Here is a 17,185-nt window from a genome sequence, read left to right on the forward strand (position 1 = left end):
GCGCAAAGTCAGGCCGCTTCCCGGACGCCGGGGTGTGGGGGCTATATAGAATTGGCGGGGCGGACTGTCAATCGACCGCCGGGTGGCTGGCCCCGATCAGGCCGCCATGCCAACACGGTTCCGGCCCTCACGCTTGGCGCGATAGAGCGCCTCGTCAGCGCGGTGCATCAGTTCCTCGATATCGGAGTCGCCGTTGAACCGCGCAAGCCCGACGCTGATCGTCACGCGCGGTGCATCATTGGCAAGTCCCGTCTCGCTTTCGACGGTCTTGCGAACACGTTCGGCGACGATCTCTGCCGCATGTGCACTCGAACCACGCAGGATGCAGACAAATTCCTCGCCGCCCACGCGGCCGATGAGATCGACGTCGCGCAGCGCCCCGCGCGCGCGGTGGGCCACGCGGCGGATCACCGCATCGCCCGCCGCATGGCCATAATTGTCGTTGACCCGCTTGAAATGGTCGATGTCGAAAATCGCGACCGCAAGCGCGTCCTCTCCATCGCGCGCCTCGGCGAGCGCGGCTTCAAGTTCGGCGAGCGTGTGGCGGCGGTTGGGAAGGCCGGTGAGCATGTCCGTATTGGCGATGCGCTCGGCCGCGCTGCGCGCAGCTTCCAGCACGCGCGCATTTTCGACAACCTCGGTCACGTCCTGCACGGTCCCGAATATCCCGACAGGGCGTCCGCGCCGGCTGAATTCGACCGAGCCGTGCGACCTTACATGCCGGATTGCCCCGTCGGCGCGGCGAATGCGGCCCTGATATTCGAACGGCTCGCCGGTCCGGATCGCGTCTTCCAGGATTCCGCGGACCACCTCCCCATCCTCGTCGACATAGCGGTCGACGCTATATTCGACATCGACAGGCGTGCCGGGTTCGAGCCCGTGGACACGATAGGCCTGGTCGGACCACTGGATCGTCCAGTTCAGCAAATCGACGCGCCAATGACCGACGAGCGCCGCTGCCTCGGCCTGGAGCAACAAGCGGTTGCTTTGTTCGAGCCGCTTGGCGAGCCGGCGATGCATCACCGTCAGCGCCGCCAGCGTCAACGCCGTGAACAAGAGGGCGAGCAGATAGAATTGCAGGAAATACACATGAACCTTCGGCTGCGCGTCGATGGCCGCGATGGGGCCATAGCCGTGCACCGTCATCAGCGAGGCCACGATCGTGACCACCAGGACGCTCGCTGCCGCGCCGAAGGGGCCGAGGCGAAAAGCCGCTAGGATAACGGCAAGACACGGCACGAAAGTTCCCGGAAACAGCGACTGCGAAAAGGTCGCGCCGGTCATGAGCGCGACACCGAGCATGATGGCGCCCGATTCCAGCTTCATGCGCATCGGGACATTCTGGAGCGCGCCCGACGCGATCATGCGCGCAAAGATGACGATCATCGGGGCAACGATCAACATTCCCAATGCAACCGTCGTCGTCCACGACAGAAAGAAGTTCAGACCCGAACCGGTGAGCAGCGCCGCAAAGACACCACCCGTCAGACTTCCGATGATCGCCGCCGCACAGAATTTCGCGACCGCACGAGGCACCATGAACGACAGGTCGCCCGGACCACCAATCCGCAGCACCCCCAGCGCGATCACCGCCTCGCACGCATTGGCGACGGTAAAGCCGGCTGACAGCAGCAGCGACGACCCGCCGACGAGCATGTTCGCCGCAATGCTCGCCATGGCCATTCCGATAAAGGCCGTGATCTGCGCGCGCGCCGGCATCAACAGCAGCAGCGCCAGAAAATAGCCGCTCGGCGGCCAGATCGCCGCAATATTGTCGGCGCCCTTGGTCGCATAAAGCGAGAGGCTCGCGAGCAGGAAATACCCTACTGCCGTCAGCAGCAGCCAGAAGGCTGCCTCGATATGCGGAGGGAGCGACCTTGTCATGTCGGCTCCATAGCCAAAAAATGGCAAACAAACCGATAATTTGCGGCGGACGGCCGGTAACTGCGTCCGGAATGGACAGGACGGGCCGAACGCGACGCGCGCGTCAGGCGATGCCGCCGAAGGTCAGGCCGACGACCTGCTCGATCTTTGCCTCGTCCCAGTCGACGCGTCCGTCGAGGACCAGCATCGCGAGCCCGTGGACGAGTGCCCAGGCGTGGAGCGCGGCATTGTCGGGATCGTCAACGCCGGGCAGCGCCTCCCCGACACCGGCGCGCAGCAGGTTATAGGCGACCTCGCCGCCATCCTTGTCGGCCCCTTCGTAACGCGTCGGCATTTGACGCGTGAAGCTCAGCCTGAACAGCGCAGGTTCGTCGTGCGCAAAGCGGACATAGGCAACGCCGGTCGCCTTGAACCCGGCGCTTCCGCCGCCCGCTTTGAGCCAGGCCTGCGCCTGCAATGCCCCCAATCGCCGCAGCCCCTCGTCGGCGAGCGCGTCGAGCACCGCCTCCTTGTCCGGAAAATGGCGGTAAAGTGCGGTCGCGCTGACCCCCACGTCGCGCGCGAGCGCGCGCAATCCCAGTTCGCTCGCGTCGCCTTCGGCGAGCCGCTTCATCCCCGCGGCGATCACCGCCGCGCGCAGGTCGCCATGGTGATAGGTGCCCGCACCTTTGGGCCGCGCGCCTTTTATGTTGACACTGTTATCTTCGTCGTTCATGTTGCCACTGTAAACATGCCGAGTCGCCTCTGCAATCCCCCTGCAATATCTTTCCGCATAAGGAGCTTAAGAATGGCGAGCAATGTCGAAACCCTGATCCGCAGCGCGGTCGTCAAAGGAATTGGCAAAATCGCCGATTTCAATCGCAAGCGTCTCCCTCGCCCGACCGACGCCCATCCCTTCCTGACCGGTATCCACAAGCCGATGGAGGAAGAGGTGACGCTGGAAGCGCTTCGCGTTGACGGCGAGATCCCCGTCGGCCTGACCGGTCGCTATTTGCGCAACGGCCCCAATCCCGCGATCGCACCCGATCCGGCGAGCTATCACTGGTTCACCGGGGTCGGCATGGTCCACGGCGTGCGGATCGCCGACGGAAAGGCCGATTGGTACCGCAACCGCTGGGTTCGCGGCAGCGAAGCGTGCGCCGCGTTGGGCGAAGAGGTGCCGCCCGGCCCGCGCATCGAACGAAATGACGCGCCCAACACGAACGTCGTCGGCCTCGACGGTCGGACCTTCGCTATCGTCGAGGCGGGCGGGAAGCCCGTCGAGCTTGGCTATGAACTCGACACGATTGCGCACAACCCGTTCGACGGGACGCTTGTCGGCGCCTATACGGCACACCCGCACCACGACCCTTTCACCGACGAAACGCACGCGATCACTTATCGTGGCGACGAACCCAACCGTGTCTGGCACGTCGTACTCGACAGCCAGGCCCATGTCGTTCGCGAAGAGGCAATCGCGGTGAGCGACGGGCCGTCGATCCACGACTGTGCAATCACCGAAAATCATGTGCTCGTGTTCGACCTGCCGGTGACATTCTCGATGAAGATGCTGCTCGCGGGCTATCCCTTCCCCTATGCGTGGAACAAGGCGCATCCGGCGCGCGTCGGCCTGTTGCCGCGCGGCGGAAGCGGCGACAGCATCGCCTGGGTGCCAGTCGATCCCTGCTATGTCTTTCACCCCGCCAACGCCCATGAAGCCGCAGACGGCAAGGTGATCGTCGACGTCGTCGCGCACGAAACCATGTTCGCCGAATCAAAGCGCGGCCCCGACAGCCACAAATCGCGGATGGAACGCTGGACGATCGATGCCGCCGCGGGCACGACGACGCGCACCGTCATCCACGATCATGCGCAGGAATTCCCGCGCTACGACGAGCGGCTGACGACAAGACCCTATCGTTATATCTATTCGGTGGCGATCCCCGACGGCGAAAGCCTCGAATGGGCGCTCGCCGATACGCGGCTGTTCCGCCACGACCTCGAACGCGGCGAAACCGCGGTGCATGATTTCGGTCCCGGCCGCCACCCCGGCGAGTTTGTTTTCGTTCCGCGCAGCGAAAGCGGTGCGGAGGATGATGGCTGGCTGATCGGGCTCGTCGTCAACATGAATGACGAAACGACCGACCTCGTCATCCTCGATGCCGACGATTTTACCGGGTCACCGCAAGCGGTCGTTCATCTGCCGCACCGGGTTCCGCCGGGATTTCACGGCAACTGGGTCGCCGACTGACGCCGACGCCCCTCGTCATCAGCGCTTCGGTCACGCGCAGCGACCGTTCGTTATCGACATCGATCGCCGTCGCCCCGTTGCTTACGAGCAGCGGGGCGATTTCGACTTTCAAACGGCGCGAGATACGCTGAAATATGTGATGGATCGGGCCGAGCCCGAAGCGGAAGCGGAGGAGGTTGATGAGGCCGAATGCCTGCAGCACGCGGATCGGCTTCTTGACGAATTGCCCGCCGCCGCGAAATGCTTCGGCGGCCTTGAGCGCGCTGCGACTTCCGATCCAATAGGCGTTGCAGTTCGAAACTGCCACGTCCGAAAACTCATAGAAGCGCCGCTGTCCTTCAGGGTGGACCGCAAGCACATCTTCGCGCCGCGCCAACGCGACGCCGGCCTCGGCGCCCAGCCTTGCGGCCTCGGCGGCGATTTCCTCAATCGTCTCGGGCGTGAGCAGGCAATTGTCGGCGGTGGTGACGAGCAATGGAAAGCGCGCCCGTTCGGCGATGGCGAGGACCGAGTCGGCCAAATTGTCGGCCGCCGCGACCAGCGTCAGCCGCTCGCCGAGCCGGTCGATGACCGGATCGGCAATGTCGTCGAGCAAGCGGTCATGGTGCGTTGATATGAAAACCCGCTCGGCGCGGCTCGCGGCCGCGCTTTCGAGCACATGCGCAATCATCGCGCGACCGGCAACGGGTACGAGGCATTTGTCGCCGACGCCGGCAGCCTCGGCCAGCGGATCGGTCGCGCCGGGGCGGCGGCCGGCGAGGATGAGGATCGATCCCGTCATGCCGCGACCTTCCGCACGCCAGCGGCACCAAATTGCCGGATCATGCTTTCGGCGACGATCGTTTCGATCAGGTCGGCCTGGCTGAATCCGGCGGCGACGGCGGCGCGGCCAAAGACCTTTTCGGACCAGAGGTTGCAGTTCAAATTGACTTCGAGCAGGCGAACTTCGCCGCGTGCGAAATCGACCCGAAACTCAAAGCGGCCATAGTCGAACGGCTGGAAAACCGCGGCCATTTGCTGCGTATAGGCGACGATCCGGTCGCGCAGCCCGTCGTCGTCGAACAGCTTCAGGCTGTATTTGGCGCTGCGGTCGACGAGGTCGCGCTTCTCCTGATAGGTGCGCAAATGGCTGGGGTCGGCCTGTTCGAATATCATCATCGGGAGCATCGCGGGCCCGCCGCCAATCGTGATGACGGGTACTTCGACATCGCTACCTTCGATGAAAGGCTCGACGATCGCGTCATGGTCGAGCGCCTGCACCTCGGCAATCGCCTGCGCGAGCTCCGCGCGGTCATGGGCGTCGCGAATACCCCAGGATGCCGAGCTGTTGTTCGGCTTGATTACCCAGCGCTTCGCGGGCGGGCATCGCGACACATCGACCGGCGCGCCGCGGCGGAACAGCGCCCAGGGCGCGGTGGGAATGCCGCGCGCCGCCGCTTCCAGCTTGGTGAGATGCTTGTCGTCCGACAGCCCGCGCACGATCGGCGATGCCCCCACATAGGGAAGGCCGAGCCGGTTGCAGAGCAGCGGCAGCAACATTTCGGAGTTGAAGAACCCGCCGCGGTTGAGCAGCGGGAAGACGAAATCGGCGTCGGGCTGGTCGAAGAGCGCGGCATAGCTGTCGGCGACGCTCAGCGGCATCCCCAGACCCTCTAGGATCTGCCGCGTCTCGCGGTGATAGACGGCGTGATTGCCATCCTCGGGATGCAGGCCGCCTTCCCATCGCGCATGTTTGGCAACGAATAGCAGGCGCCGCGTGTCGCGCAGCGAGGCCGGGAGGCGGGTCGGGGTCAGGTTGCTCATTTTCATGCGACGCCTTCACCACAATTGGGTTGCAGAGCGATGACCGTTCGATGACGGCATTGAAACCAAAACGCCAAAACATTGTCATCTTGGCATCCTAATCCTGCAACGCCCCACTTGCCGACAGGATGCCTCCCCGATGCTGCTCAATTCCGGTGCGTTCGACCTTGGCAGTGATGGTCGTGGGCGCAGCACGGCGCGGCTGGCGGCCGCGCTCGCCAGCGGCGGTGACGCGCGCATCCGGCCTGATACCGACGGGCGTAATCAATATTTTGCGAGCATTTTGCCGACGGACGCGCTGGCCTATGGCTCGTCGACGATCAGCAGCATTTCGCAGCACGCCTTCGACATGCTCGACCGCCGCTGGAGCGGTCGCTTCGGTCGGCCGGTGGGCGCCGCCGACTATGCCGAAGGCCTTGCCCTTCTGCGCGTCCAGTTCGGCGAATATTTCGGCCTCGCCGGCCCCTTGGCCGATACCGCAGTCATATTCGCCGCCTCCGGCACCGATCTGGAATATGTTGGGCTGGCAGCCGCGCATGACGGGCGCCCGCTGACCGCCATCCTCCTCGGTCGCGACGAGGTCGGAAGCGGGTGCATTCACAGCGCGGCGGGCCGTTTTTTCGCCGACGAAACCGCCACGGGTGCGCGCGTCGTCGCGCAATCGGCGATAGATCCGGCTTTCGCCGCGACGGTTTTGGTCGACGTCGCGGTCCGCGACGCGAGCGGGCAACCGCGCAGTTCGCCCGACATTGCGGCCGACCTGTCGCAACAGGTCGATAAAGCCGCTGCCGATGGCCGGCGCGCGGTCGTCCATGTCGTCCACGGATCGAAGTCGGGGCTGACTTTGCCGGCAATCGACGACGTCGAACGGCTGGTTGCGGCGCATGGCGAAGCGATGACCGTCGTCGTCGACGCCTGCCAGCTGCGCGTCTCGCCCGCCGTCGTGCGCCGCTATCTCGAAGCGGGATGCGTCGTGCTGATGACCGGCTCGAAATTTGCGGGCGGCCCGCCGTTCAGCGGCTTTGCGCTCGTGCCCGCGGCGGTGCGCGGCCGGGCGCTGCCGCTCCCCGCAGGCTTCCGCCGCCTTGCGACGCGCGCCGAATGGCCCGCCGACTGGCCGGGCGCCGATTGCCTCCCGGCGCTCGGCAATTTCGGCCTTCTGCTGCGCCTCCAGGCGGCACAGATCGAGATCGAACGCTTTGCGGCGCTTCCTGCCGAACGTCTAACAGATGTCATTGCCGCCTTCGGCACGCATGTCGGCAAGATGATGACGCGGCTCGAACTCGCGTGCGTGCCGGGCGCGGGCAAGGCCGGATGCCTTGCGGCCGACACGCTCGTCACGATCGACCTCGCCTCGCGTTGGCCCCGGTGCGATTTCGACACCGCCAAGGCGATGCACGCCCTCATCGCCCGCAATGCGCGCCAGTGGCTGGGGCGCGAGATCAGGATCGGCCAACCGGTCAAGACACACCGACTCCCCGGCGGCGCGATGGCGGGGACGCTGCGCCTGTCGCTTTCGATGCCGCTGATCGCCGAACTTTCGGCCTTGAAAGGGCCGGCGCTCGATACGCGGCTCGACAACGACATGGCGCTGGTCGGCGCGGCCATCTCGGCGGCGGCGTCAACCGCGCTCTGTAGCAGGCAACCCGAACCGCTCGGCTGAAAATCGGCTGAAAACCCGCGTTCCAACCGTAATGCGGCGGATCGGCGGCGGGTCGGCCAGCCGTTCGTCGGCAACGGTTCGTCGCGGAATCGCCCGAAACGGGCAGCACTTTCGCCCGGACGCACGTTTGTCCTTCACTATGTTGAAGAAAATCGCCCTCTCCCGCCCCGCCTCGAGCGCGATTGCCGCGTTCCTGGCCCTGTCCACCCCCGCCGCGCTGGCGCAGGAAGCGCCGACGACCGTGCCCACAATGCCGATGACGTCGCCTGTAGCCGTCCCGCCCGCAACCTCGCCCCCGCCGGTTGCCGACCCGGTGCCGACGGCACCGACGGTCACGCCGCCGACGACCGCCCCCGTCGCTCCTGCCGCGGTGATCCGCGTGCCGCTCGACATCGCGCCCGAACCGGCGGCCGAGCCCGCCCCCGCAGCGCGCGAAAGCGCCGCGACCGCTGCTCCGGCCACGCGGACGCGAACCGCACGACCCGCGCAGCCGAGCGAACCCACGCCCGCAGCCGCTCCCGCGCCGGAGCGCGCCGAAGCCGCGATGACAAGTGCGACTGCAAGCGAGACGGCCGCGGCCGATCCGGCGATGGTGGCACCCCTTCCGGCCGCCGCAGCGCCCGCGGCGGACGCACCCCCGGCGGCGACGCCTGCCAATGATTTTCCGTGGGAGATCGCCGCTGGCGCCGCAGCATTGCTGCTGGTCGGCGGTGCGGGCCTTGCCCTCGCGCGACGCCGAAAAACGGCATCGGTCGAGAGGACCGCCGAGAACGATGCCCCCATCGAGACACCGCCTGAGCAGGCGCCAACGCCCGCAATGGATCGCGCCCCGCAAATGGCAAAGGCGCCCGCGTTCGCGACAGCGCCTGCCTTCGCCGCGGCTCCGCACGGAAGTATGGGGCGCCACGAAGCGATGGCGCTCGCCGGGCCGACGCCCGACAATCCGTTCGCGACACTGAAGATGCGGCTCAAGCGCGCGCGCTTCCTCGATCGCCGCGAGCGCCTGCAATATGAACAGACGCTCGCCGCGCAGAAGGAGGTTCGCCGAACTCCCGCCAGTGCCTGGGAAATCTCGCAGCGCCCTGTCCCGGCCGCCGCCGAACAGGAAGTCCATCGCCCTGCCCCGGCCAAGGGTCATCCGGGCAGCCTGCGCCCTGGCTGGTATCGAAGCTGACCTTCCCCGAAGCCCATAGAAAAAGGGCGACGCCTCGCGGCACCGCCCTTTTCTTTTGGCAAACGCGTACCGACGGTTACCCGTCGGCCGCGAACCGAATTACTTCAGTTCGACGGTCGCGCCAGCAGCTTCGAGCTTCTTCTTCAGCTCTTCGGCTTCGGCCTTGTTCACGCCTTCCTTGATCGGCTTCGGCGCGCCTTCGACGAGCGCCTTGGCTTCGCCAAGACCCAGGCCGGTGATCGCGCGGACTTCCTTGATGACGTTGATCTTCTGACCACCGTCGCCCGTCAGGATGACGTCGAACTCGTCCTTTTCTTCAGCAGCCGGAGCGGCGGGGCCGCCAGCAGCCGGAGCAGCCGCAACAGCAGCGGCAGCCGAAACGCCCCACTTTTCTTCGAGCAGCTTCGAAAGCTCGGCAGCTTCCAGAACGGTCAGCGCCGACAGGTCGTCAACGATCTTTGCAAGATCAGCCATTTTAATTCTCCATCAAAGCCGGGATGCACCCGGCAACAGGTTTCAGTTCAAATCGAAATTATGCTGCTTCTTTGGCGGCATATGCGCCAAAAACCCGCGCCAACTGCCCAGCCGGTGCTGCTGCAATCTGAGCAACCTTGGTAGCCGGAGCCTGTACCAGACCAATGATCTTGGCACGCAGCTCGTCGAGCGAGGGAAGCGAAGCAAGCGCCTTCACGCCATCCACGTCGAGCACCACGTCGCCCATGCCGCCACCAACGATCTCAAGCTTGTCGTTGGTCTTGGCAAAATCCACGGCGATCTTTGCCGCCGCGACCGGATCGGTCGAGGTGGCGAGGGCCGTGGGACCGGTCAGCAGATCGCCGATGCCGGTGTAGGTCGTGCCGTCGAGCGCGATTTTGGCAAGACGGTTCTTCGTGACGCGAAAGTCGGCCCCTGCATCGCGCATTTGCTGGCGCAGCACCGTCGACTGGGCGACGGTCATGCCAAGGTTGCGGACGACCACAACCGAGGCGGCATTTGCCAGCGTAGCGTTCAGCGAGGATACGGCTTCGGCCTTTTCCGTACGATCCATGCCTATACTCCACTCATCTGCCCGGACGCCCGCGCCGCAAGGGCACGCGCCGCCGGGCGACTAACACACGCGAACAACCGACATGGGACGAATCCCGTCTGTCATTCGCGCAACGATGTCCGAAGGGGTCGGTCAAGCCGCGTCACCTGAACATTCCAGGCGGGCGACCGATAAAAGACTGTTCCCCGTCTCGGCTGGAAATTAAGAAGGGCAAATCCCCTTCACCAACTGTCTCGGACGGAATTGTCGTGGGCGAACCCGCGACAACACGCGGGCGCTCATAGCGGCAATGCCCGCAGAGTCAAGCGATGACCGCAGCTGCGGCCGCGCGAACCGCCTAAAATGCGCGGGTGAGCGCTATCGAGAACTGCCCATAGTCATAAGCGCCGCTGTTCTGCGGGATATTGTTGTAAAGCGCACTGGCCTTCAGATACCAGTCGCGTCCAACCTCGGGGCTCGTCACCTCGGCCCCCGCGTAATAGGATGCGCGCCAATCGGACACCGCATCGCGCTGCGCCCCGACACCGCCCGCGATCATATAGCGCCAGCCGCCGCTGTATCGGCGCATCTGCGCGACCGGCAATATCTGCACATACCAGCGCGGCGAATAATAATCGAACTCGCGAGGACGCGTGCTGTGGAAATAGCGGGCGCGCAGCTGTGCACTGAGGCCCAGTTCGGGCTTTACGACATGCACATAATTGGCGCGCGCATGCAGCCGGACATTCTTGCCCGTGAACTCCTGCGCCCCGGCAACCAGGGTGAAATTGTTCCGATCGTCGGCGGGAAGATCGATCGCGCCGCCGACGAAGGTGTAATAGATGCCGTCGCTCACCCCTCGCGGCGTTTCGACAATGTCGCGTTCGATGAAAAACTCTTTTCGAAAGCGCGCATCGTCGTGAATCGTTGCGGCGCCGATGACGGTGTCACCGTCGGTGCCGACCTGCGCGCTCCAGTTCCAAGGACCGCTGGAATCCGCCGCGCGCACGAAAAGCCGATCCTTGTCGACTGTCGCCTGTCCCAACGGGCGATACCATGCCTTTTCGTAGCGCAGGCCCAGATAATTCCGCTGGTCCTGGTGCTCGACGTCGAAATTGACCCCGGCGCGAAAGACGTCGGTTTGATCGGCATCGGTCGAAGCAAAGAAGTCGATCCCCGCCGCACGCTTGCCGGACCCTGCGTCATTTGCGTCGGTTTCCTGCGCCGCGACAGGGGACGCCGCCAACCACAGCGCTACGACGAACAGCGGTTTCACTTGGTATCCCATTTTTTCTTCATCCCGATGATTTCGGCGAGATAGCCCCACACGCAAACCGGCTGCATGATCAGGCTGTAGACGAGCGCGTAAAAGAGGAAGCCGGCGGGGTTGTGCCGCACTTTCAGATCCTCATTCTCGTACACGTTGCGCTGGATGCGAAAGATGACGACGTTCCACAGCGCCGCGAGCGGCAACACTGCCAGCGTCAATGGTCCGGCGATATAGAAATGGCCAAAAACCGCGAGCACCAGACCTGGAATAAAGACAAAGCTGTAAACAAGGTCGAGCGGCAGGAAGGTCACGTTCCACCAGATGAACAGCGTCGTCATCCGGCGTTTGAACAGCAATTCCCAATGCGCCTTGAACGCTTCCATCAATCCGCGCGACCAGCGCTTGCGTTGCAATGCAAACTGCCGGAACCCTTCGGGGACGTTGGTAAAAGCCAGCGCGCTGTCGGCATAGCCGATGCGATAGCCGCGAGCGAGCAATGCCCACGATACGACGATGTCCTCGCCGACGCACTCGGGCCAGCCCCCGACTTCATCGAGCGCGTCGCGGCGATAGAGCGAAAAGGCCCCCTGCGCGACGAGCGTGCCATGATACATGCCCTGCATGCGCTTCACCGCGGCAATGCCGTGGAAATAGTCCCATTCCTGCGCGCGGGTGAGCAGGTTCGCCCGCGAATTGCGGACCATCACGGCACCGGCGATTGCCGCCGTATCATCGGGGTCCGAAAGATAGCGCCCGACGATCCGCGCCACACCGTTTCGCTTGACCCAGCAGTCGCCGTCGATCGTGATGACAAGGCCGTGCGACGAGGCGCGTAGCCCGTCGTTTAGCGCCGCCGATTTTCCGCGGTTGACCGGGAAGTCGAGCAGCTCGAACTTCGCCTTTTTGGGGATGGCGAGCGTTTTGAGCAGCTCGCGCACGATGGCAGCCGTATCGTCGGTCGATCCGTCGTTGAGCACCAGCACCTCGAGCGGACCACGATAATCCTGCCGCGACAGGCTGGTCAGCGTATCGCGGATCGCCGCCGCTTCGTTATAAGCGGCGACAAGAATGGTCACGCCCGGCAGTTTTCGCGGCAGTTTTTCCACCGGCGGACGCCGGTCGAGCGCAAGGGTCGCGATCAGAAAGGCATTCATGAAACCCGGCACATAGGCGATGAAGCCGATGGCAATCAGCGCGAAAGTCCAGCTCGTCACCGCGGCGAGTTCGGCCATCCAGCGCTGCGAGAGCACGACGCTGAAACTTGTCCACGCGATCGCAATGCCCAGTGCAAGCATGAATTTGGCACGTACCGACAGATAGATGCGCCGGGCGTCGTCCCTCTTTTGCGCAGAATGGCTCACGGACTCTCGCTTCACAACCGGCGGCCGCTGACGAGCGCGCTGCCTCGCGGCGAGATTGCCCTCGCCCGTCCGCGAAAACGGTTTACGAAGCTGATTAAGAGACCCCGGGTCATGACGAACCGTGTCTCTGGCGCGGCCAGTCCCCATAATTTCGGTCCCATGTGCAGCACGCACATCGGGCGTTTCGCTGCGACACCGACAGCTAGCCGAATATCCTTACGATGAAATTAACCCTAAACTCGGACGATTCGTGGCCTTGCACCCCTCATAGGGCGACGGCGTTCCGGCGGGCATAGAGGAAATAGACACCGATCCCCGCGACGTTCCAGACGGCGAACCATATCTGCGTCTTCACCGGCAGGCTTACGAACAGATAGATACAGCCGAACACCGCGATGCCGCCGACGACCCACGGCAGCGGCGTGCGGAAGGTGCGCGGCGCATCGGGCGCGCGGCGCCGCAGGATGAGCATGCAGATTGACACTGCAGTAAAGGCCGCGAGCGTGCCTGCATTGGCGAGCGCGGCAAGTTCGCCGAGCGGAATGAAACCGGCGAGGATCGCAACGACAATCGCGGTAAAGATGGTGATCCGCACCGGCGTCCCGCGCGCCGACACGCGCGCAAGGCTCTGCGGGAGCAGCCCGTCGCGCGCCATGGTGAAGAAGATGCGGCTCTGGCCATAGAAAAAGGCCAAAATCACGGTCGGCAGCGCAATGACCGCCGACACCGCCAGATATTGCGCCGCGAGCGGCTGACCGAGCTGGCGGAGGATCAGCGCGAGCGGTTCGGGGCTGTTCGCGAACCGGCTATAGACGACCGCACCCACCGCCGCGACCGCGACGAGGATATAGATGACGACACAGGCGAGCATCGATCCGACAATCCCGATCTTGAGGTCGCGGTCGGGGTTCTTCGTCTCTTCGGCCGCCGTCGCGATGGCGTCGAAGCCGTAAAAGGCGAAAAAGATGATCGCCGCTGCCGCCATCACCCCGCGCTCGACCCCGTCAGGGCCCATATGTTTGGCAAAGCCATAGGGGCTGAACGGTTCGAGGTTCGCCGCATCGAACGCGGGCAGCGCCACCGCTACGAACACGGCGAGCGCGACGACTTTCACGACGACGAGGATCGCGTTGACGGTCGCGCTTTCGCGCGTGCCGTACAGCAGCATGGCCGCAACGACCGCGATAATCCCGATCGCCGGCAGGTTGACGATACCGCCCAGTTCCGGCCCCTGCATCAACGCCATGGGCACCCCCGCCCAGCTTTGCAGCAGCGGCGCGGCATAGCCCGACCATCCGACCGCGACCGCGCTCACCACCAGCGAATATTCGAGGATCAGGCTCCACCCGACGACCCAGGCGACGATCTCCCCGATCACGACATAGCTATAGGTATAGGCGCTGCCCGACGCGGGAATCATCGTCGCCATTTCGGCATAGGCGAGCGCGGCGCAGGCGCAGATCAGCCCTGCGACGGCAAAGGACAGGATCACCGCCGGCCCCGCCTTGTCGGCGCCGACGCCGATCAGCGTCAATATCCCGGTGCCGACGATCGCCCCCACGCCGAGCGCGATCAGATGCGGCCAGCCAAGCGTGCGTGCGAGTCCGCTCCCCTCCTGCGTTTCCGGAAGCACGGATTTGCGGCGCAGCAGGCTATCGGTCATCTGGGGCTCCCCTTATCGCTTTGCGCCGCTTGTAAGGGGGTGTGGCGCCAGCGCAAGATGGGCAATGCGGGGGCTGGCGGTGGCGATGAGGGCGTCAATGTGCCAAGGCGGCTTCAAATGACGAATGGCGGCTTGGGGGTGGGGAGCGGACATTCAATAACACCCTCGTCACCCCGGGCTTGACCCGGGGTCCCGGTTCGATGGCGCTGCTGAGCGGGACCCCGGATCAAGTCCGGGGTGACGATACTGTCAATGTCACTTTTCGGCCGAAACCCGCCCCAACTCCCTGTCAAAAGCGCTTTCCTGCTGCAACCAGTCGTTCGCCCCCGGTCAATTCACCATCCGTTCGTGCCCTTCCCAATAGGGCGCGCGCAGGTCCTTGCGCAGGATCTTGCCGCTCGCATTCCGCGGCAACGCCGCAATCACATCGACGCTGCGCGGGCATTTGAAGGGGGCGATGCGTTCGCGTGCCCAGGCGATGATTGCGGCCTCGTCGACCGTCTCGCCCGGCTTGGCCACGACCGCGGCCTTGACGGCCTCGCCCCATTTTTCGTCGGGGACGCCGAACACTGCGACCTCCTGCACCGCGGGATGGCCGAAGATGGCGCTCTCGACCTCGGCCGGATAGACATTTTCGCCGCCGGTGATGATCATGTCCTTCATCCGGTCGTGGATGAAGAGATAGCCGTCGGCGTCGAGATAGCCCGCGTCGCCGGTGCGTATCCAGCCGTCCTCCATCGTCCGCGCGGTCGCGTCGGGGAGGTTCCAGTAACCGATCATATTGTTCGACGAGCGGGTGACGACTTCGCCGACCTCGCCCACCGCACAATGCCGTCCATCCGGACCGAGGATGCGGATTTCGACACCGGGGAGCGGCTTTCCCGCCGAACGCATCCGCGCATTGCCTTCGGGGTCGTGGTCCTCGGGCGGGAGCATGCAGATCGTTCCCGTCGTCTCGGTCATCCCATAGGCCTGGATGAACTGCGCCCCGAACATCTTGATGCACTGGCGCAGCAATTCGAGCGGCATTGGTGCGGCGCCATAGAGGATATATCTGAGGCGGCTGTAATCGACGCTCGCGCAGCGCGGGTGCATCAGCAGCATGTGGAGCGCCGCGGGCACCATGAAAAAGCGCGTCACGCCATGTTTTTCGACCGCATCGAACACGCCGTCGGGGTTGAATTCGGCGAGGATGATGCCCGGAATCCCCGCGGCAAGCGCCATGATGCCCAGCCCCGTCCCCCCGATATGCGCGCAGGGCATTGCGACGAGCACCGCCTCGTCATCGTCCCATTTGGTATAGGGAAGGTCGAGGTCGTCCGAATGGCGGCGGAGCGCGAAGAGGTTGCGGTTCGACAGCACTGCGCCCTTGGGATTGCCGGTGGTTCCCGACGTGTAGAGCTGGAGCACCGCGTCGTCGGGTCCCGAGGCATCGAAATCGCGCGGCGTTGCGGCGTCGATCATCGCACGCGCCGCGCCGGCGGTGACGATCTGCGGGTCATGGTCGAGCCGTCCGGCGAGCTTTTCGGCGAGATCCTCAAAGCCGGGGCCAGCGAACACCAGCCTGGCGCGCGTATCGTTGACGATGAACGCCCATTCGGCGGGCGACAGCCGCCAGCCGATCGGCGCCATCACGATCCCCGCGCGTGCGGCGCCATAGAACAGGATGAAGTAAAGATCGCTGTTCTTGCCGATCCACGCGATCCGTTCGCCCTTCTGCACGCCCGCCGCAATCAAAGCCGAGGCGACCTTGCGCGTCAGCGCGTCGAGTTCGGCATGGCTGTAGCTGCGATCCTCCTCGCGCATCGCGGTCCTGTCACCGCGCTCCTGTGCCCAATGCGACAGAAATCCGTCGAACGTCAGAATATCGGCCACGTCGCTCGCCATTTCACTCTCCCCGAATCGTGTCATTCATGCACGATTTGCGGAGAGGCTAGCCGAAGCGCGCGTTCGGTAAAGCCGCGATTACCCCGACCTGTTACGAGTGCCAGCCGCGGCGGCCGGTCACGACCGGCGGAAAAGCAGCATCAGATTGTTCGCGGGCATCGCGCGGCGTTCGGCGAATAGGAAGCCCGCATCGGCTGCCGCCGCCTTGACTTCATCCAGATTGCGCAGCCCCCAGGCGGGATTGCGCGCGCGCAAATTGGCGTCGAAGGTCAGGTTGCTCGGTGCCGTCGGTACGTCAGGCTCGACATAGGCGCCATAGAGGATCAACGGCGCGCCTGACCTCAGCAGGCGCGCGCCGCCAGCGAACAGCCCCAGCGTTGCCTCCCACGGGCTGATATGCACCATGTTGATGCACAGCAGCGCGTCGGCATAGCCGATCGGCCAGCCGCCCGCAGCGGCGTCGAGACAGAGCGGCGGCGCAATGTTGGCGTGTGCCGCCTCGCCGCTCCACGCGGCTATCGAGGTCAGCGCGTCGGGATCGGGGTCGCTCGGTTGCCAGTCGAGAAGCGGGAAGGCGGCGGCGAAATGGACGACATGCTCGCCCGACCCGCTCGCGACCTCGAGCACGCGCCCCGCAGGGGGGAGCCAGTCGGCGAGGACCGTCGCAATCGCCTCACGGTTGCGCAGCGTCGCGGGCGCGTGACGCTTGGCTTCCCCGCCGCCGTCGGCCGCAGTCCAGGGATCGGTCACTTGGCTTTCGCAAGCTTGCGCGCGCGGCGCTCGCGCACGACCAGCCAGGCGAGCAGCCCGACCGGGCCGACCATCAGCGTCAGGAACAGGAAGGGGAATTGCGCAATGCGGCTGAAGCCCTTCTGGTCGGCGTCGCGCGCGATCCACATGCCGACAAACAGGTCGAACGCAAGATAATGGACCCAGCCGAGGGTCGTCCCGCCGGGGGTGTCGAACAGTTTCATCACGCCTGCAAGCGAGGTGAAGCTGCCACCGGTTTCGCTGCCGGGATTAATCGCGCCTGTGAGGAAGCCCGCGATCAATATGGTGTAGGCGAGGCAGAGCAGCGCGACGCCGAGATAGAGGATGAGCGCCAGCGTCTTCGGCCCACGCGGCAGAAAGGCAAGCGCGATCCACGCCGCGATGGCCCAATAATTCGCCAATAGAAACAGGCTGTCCCAGCTCATCACACCCTCCCCTTTATCCGTCATCTC

At 64.7% G+C, this 17,185-nt stretch carries 15 protein-coding genes; 3 read left to right on the forward strand and 12 right to left on the reverse strand.

The window, feature by feature from the left end:
* Window positions 1-96 precede the first annotated feature (96 nt).
* Together H7692_RS04785 and H7692_RS04790 are read right to left on the reverse strand one after the other, a co-directional pair.
* Window positions 97-1,884: a sensor domain-containing diguanylate cyclase gene (locus H7692_RS04785; protein ID WP_227339846.1), complete on the reverse strand. Its 1,788-nt coding sequence runs from the start codon at window positions 1,882-1,884 to the stop codon at window positions 97-99.
* A 103-nt stretch (window positions 1,885-1,987) separates the two neighbouring features.
* Window positions 1,988-2,599 (reverse strand): TetR/AcrR family transcriptional regulator, encoded by a 612-nt coding sequence (locus H7692_RS04790; protein ID WP_222135778.1) that lies wholly within the window; start codon window positions 2,597-2,599, stop codon window positions 1,988-1,990.
* A gap of 72 nt (window positions 2,600-2,671) precedes the next feature.
* On the opposite strand from H7692_RS04790, the gene H7692_RS04795 reads away from it, so the two are divergent.
* Complete coding sequence (locus tag H7692_RS04795; RefSeq protein ID WP_222135777.1) at window positions 2,672-4,114, forward strand: carotenoid oxygenase family protein; 1,443 nt, start codon at window positions 2,672-2,674, stop codon at window positions 4,112-4,114.
* Here the strand turns inward: H7692_RS04795 and H7692_RS04800 are convergent.
* Complete coding sequence (locus H7692_RS04800; protein WP_201926311.1) at window positions 4,035-4,895, reverse strand: nucleotidyltransferase family protein; 861 nt, start codon at window positions 4,893-4,895, stop codon at window positions 4,035-4,037. The two genes, H7692_RS04795 and H7692_RS04800, sit on opposite strands and share 80 nt — an antisense overlap.
* Entirely contained in the window at window positions 4,892-5,917 is a 1,026-nt protein-coding gene (locus H7692_RS04805; protein ID WP_201926313.1) for a phosphoribosylglycinamide synthetase, read from the reverse strand. Before H7692_RS04805 ends, H7692_RS04800 begins: the two co-directional genes overlap by 4 nt.
* A 139-nt stretch (window positions 5,918-6,056) precedes the next feature.
* On the opposite strand from H7692_RS04805, the gene H7692_RS04810 reads away from it, so the two are divergent.
* Both H7692_RS04810 and H7692_RS04815 read left to right on the forward strand, forming a co-directional pair.
* Entirely contained in the window at window positions 6,057-7,580 is a 1,524-nt protein-coding gene (locus H7692_RS04810; protein ID WP_222135776.1) for a hypothetical protein, read from the forward strand.
* Between the two features lie 139 nt (window positions 7,581-7,719).
* A complete protein-coding gene (locus tag H7692_RS04815; protein WP_222135775.1) occupies window positions 7,720-8,754 on the forward strand; it encodes a hypothetical protein in 1,035 nt (344 codons plus the stop codon).
* A 99-nt stretch (window positions 8,755-8,853) separates the two neighbouring features.
* Here the strand turns inward: H7692_RS04815 and rplL are convergent, their stop codons facing one another.
* The 8 genes from rplL to H7692_RS04855 all read right to left on the reverse strand — a co-directional run bounded on the left by rplL (window position 8,854) and on the right by H7692_RS04855 (window position 17,158).
* A complete protein-coding gene (gene rplL / locus H7692_RS04820) occupies window positions 8,854-9,228 on the reverse strand; it encodes a 50S ribosomal protein L7/L12 (RefSeq protein WP_201926318.1) in 375 nt (124 codons plus the stop codon).
* A gap of 58 nt (window positions 9,229-9,286) precedes the next feature.
* Window positions 9,287-9,802 (reverse strand): 50S ribosomal protein L10, encoded by a 516-nt coding sequence (rplJ, locus tag H7692_RS04825; protein WP_201926320.1) that lies wholly within the window; start codon window positions 9,800-9,802, stop codon window positions 9,287-9,289.
* Between the two features lie 337 nt (window positions 9,803-10,139).
* Window positions 10,140-11,057 (reverse strand): hypothetical protein, encoded by a 918-nt coding sequence (locus H7692_RS04830; RefSeq protein ID WP_222135774.1) that lies wholly within the window; start codon window positions 11,055-11,057, stop codon window positions 10,140-10,142.
* The gene (locus H7692_RS04835; protein WP_222135773.1) at window positions 11,054-12,412 is read right to left on the reverse strand and encodes a glycosyltransferase; all 1,359 of its coding nucleotides are present in this window, start codon (window positions 12,410-12,412) and stop codon (window positions 11,054-11,056) included. The genes H7692_RS04830 and H7692_RS04835 overlap by 4 nt, the downstream gene beginning before the upstream one ends.
* A 265-nt stretch (window positions 12,413-12,677) precedes the next feature.
* Window positions 12,678-14,075 carry an amino acid permease gene (locus H7692_RS04840; RefSeq protein ID WP_222135772.1) on the reverse strand — a complete coding sequence of 466 codons (1,398 nt, stop codon included), beginning with the start codon at window positions 14,073-14,075 and terminating at the stop codon, window positions 12,678-12,680.
* Between the two features lie 330 nt (window positions 14,076-14,405).
* Window positions 14,406-15,962, reverse strand: coding sequence for a fatty acid--CoA ligase (locus H7692_RS04845; RefSeq protein ID WP_222135771.1), 1,557 nt, complete (start codon window positions 15,960-15,962; stop codon window positions 14,406-14,408).
* A gap of 117 nt (window positions 15,963-16,079) precedes the next feature.
* A complete protein-coding gene (locus tag H7692_RS04850; RefSeq protein WP_222135770.1) occupies window positions 16,080-16,712 on the reverse strand; it encodes a DUF938 domain-containing protein in 633 nt (210 codons plus the stop codon).
* Window positions 16,709-17,158, reverse strand: coding sequence for an ABA4-like family protein (locus H7692_RS04855; protein WP_222135769.1), 450 nt, complete (start codon window positions 17,156-17,158; stop codon window positions 16,709-16,711). The genes H7692_RS04850 and H7692_RS04855 overlap by 4 nt, the downstream gene beginning before the upstream one ends.
* Window positions 17,159-17,185 lie beyond the last annotated feature (27 nt).

Origin of the sequence: Sphingopyxis sp. P8, from assembly GCF_020622175.1 — a bacterium.
GTDB lineage: Bacteria > Pseudomonadota > Alphaproteobacteria > Sphingomonadales > Sphingomonadaceae > Sphingopyxis > Sphingopyxis jiangsuensis.

Excerpts from the sequence above, each read along its gene's own strand:
- H7692_RS04785 (WP_227339846.1), bottom strand. The coding sequence starts at position 1,884 with ATGACAAGGTCGCTCCCTCCGCATATCGAGGCAGCCTTCTGGCTGCTG.
- H7692_RS04790 (WP_222135778.1), bottom strand. The coding sequence starts at position 2,599 with ATGAACGACGAAGATAACAGTGTCAACATAAAAGGCGCGCGGCCCAAA.
- H7692_RS04795 (WP_222135777.1), top strand. The coding sequence starts at position 2,672 with ATGGCGAGCAATGTCGAAACCCTGATCCGCAGCGCGGTCGTCAAAGGA.
- H7692_RS04800 (WP_201926311.1), bottom strand. The coding sequence starts at position 4,895 with ATGACGGGATCGATCCTCATCCTCGCCGGCCGCCGCCCCGGCGCGACC.
- H7692_RS04805 (WP_201926313.1), bottom strand. The coding sequence starts at position 5,917 with ATGAGCAACCTGACCCCGACCCGCCTCCCGGCCTCGCTGCGCGACACG.
- H7692_RS04810 (WP_222135776.1), top strand. The coding sequence starts at position 6,057 with ATGCTGCTCAATTCCGGTGCGTTCGACCTTGGCAGTGATGGTCGTGGG.
- H7692_RS04815 (WP_222135775.1), top strand. The coding sequence starts at position 7,720 with ATGTTGAAGAAAATCGCCCTCTCCCGCCCCGCCTCGAGCGCGATTGCC.
- rplL (WP_201926318.1), bottom strand. The coding sequence starts at position 9,228 with ATGGCTGATCTTGCAAAGATCGTTGACGACCTGTCGGCGCTGACCGTT.
- rplJ (WP_201926320.1), bottom strand. The coding sequence starts at position 9,802 with ATGGATCGTACGGAAAAGGCCGAAGCCGTATCCTCGCTGAACGCTACG.
- H7692_RS04840 (WP_222135772.1), bottom strand. The coding sequence starts at position 14,075 with ATGACCGATAGCCTGCTGCGCCGCAAATCCGTGCTTCCGGAAACGCAG.
- H7692_RS04845 (WP_222135771.1), bottom strand. The coding sequence starts at position 15,962 with ATGGCGAGCGACGTGGCCGATATTCTGACGTTCGACGGATTTCTGTCG.
- H7692_RS04855 (WP_222135769.1), bottom strand. The coding sequence starts at position 17,158 with ATGAGCTGGGACAGCCTGTTTCTATTGGCGAATTATTGGGCCATCGCG.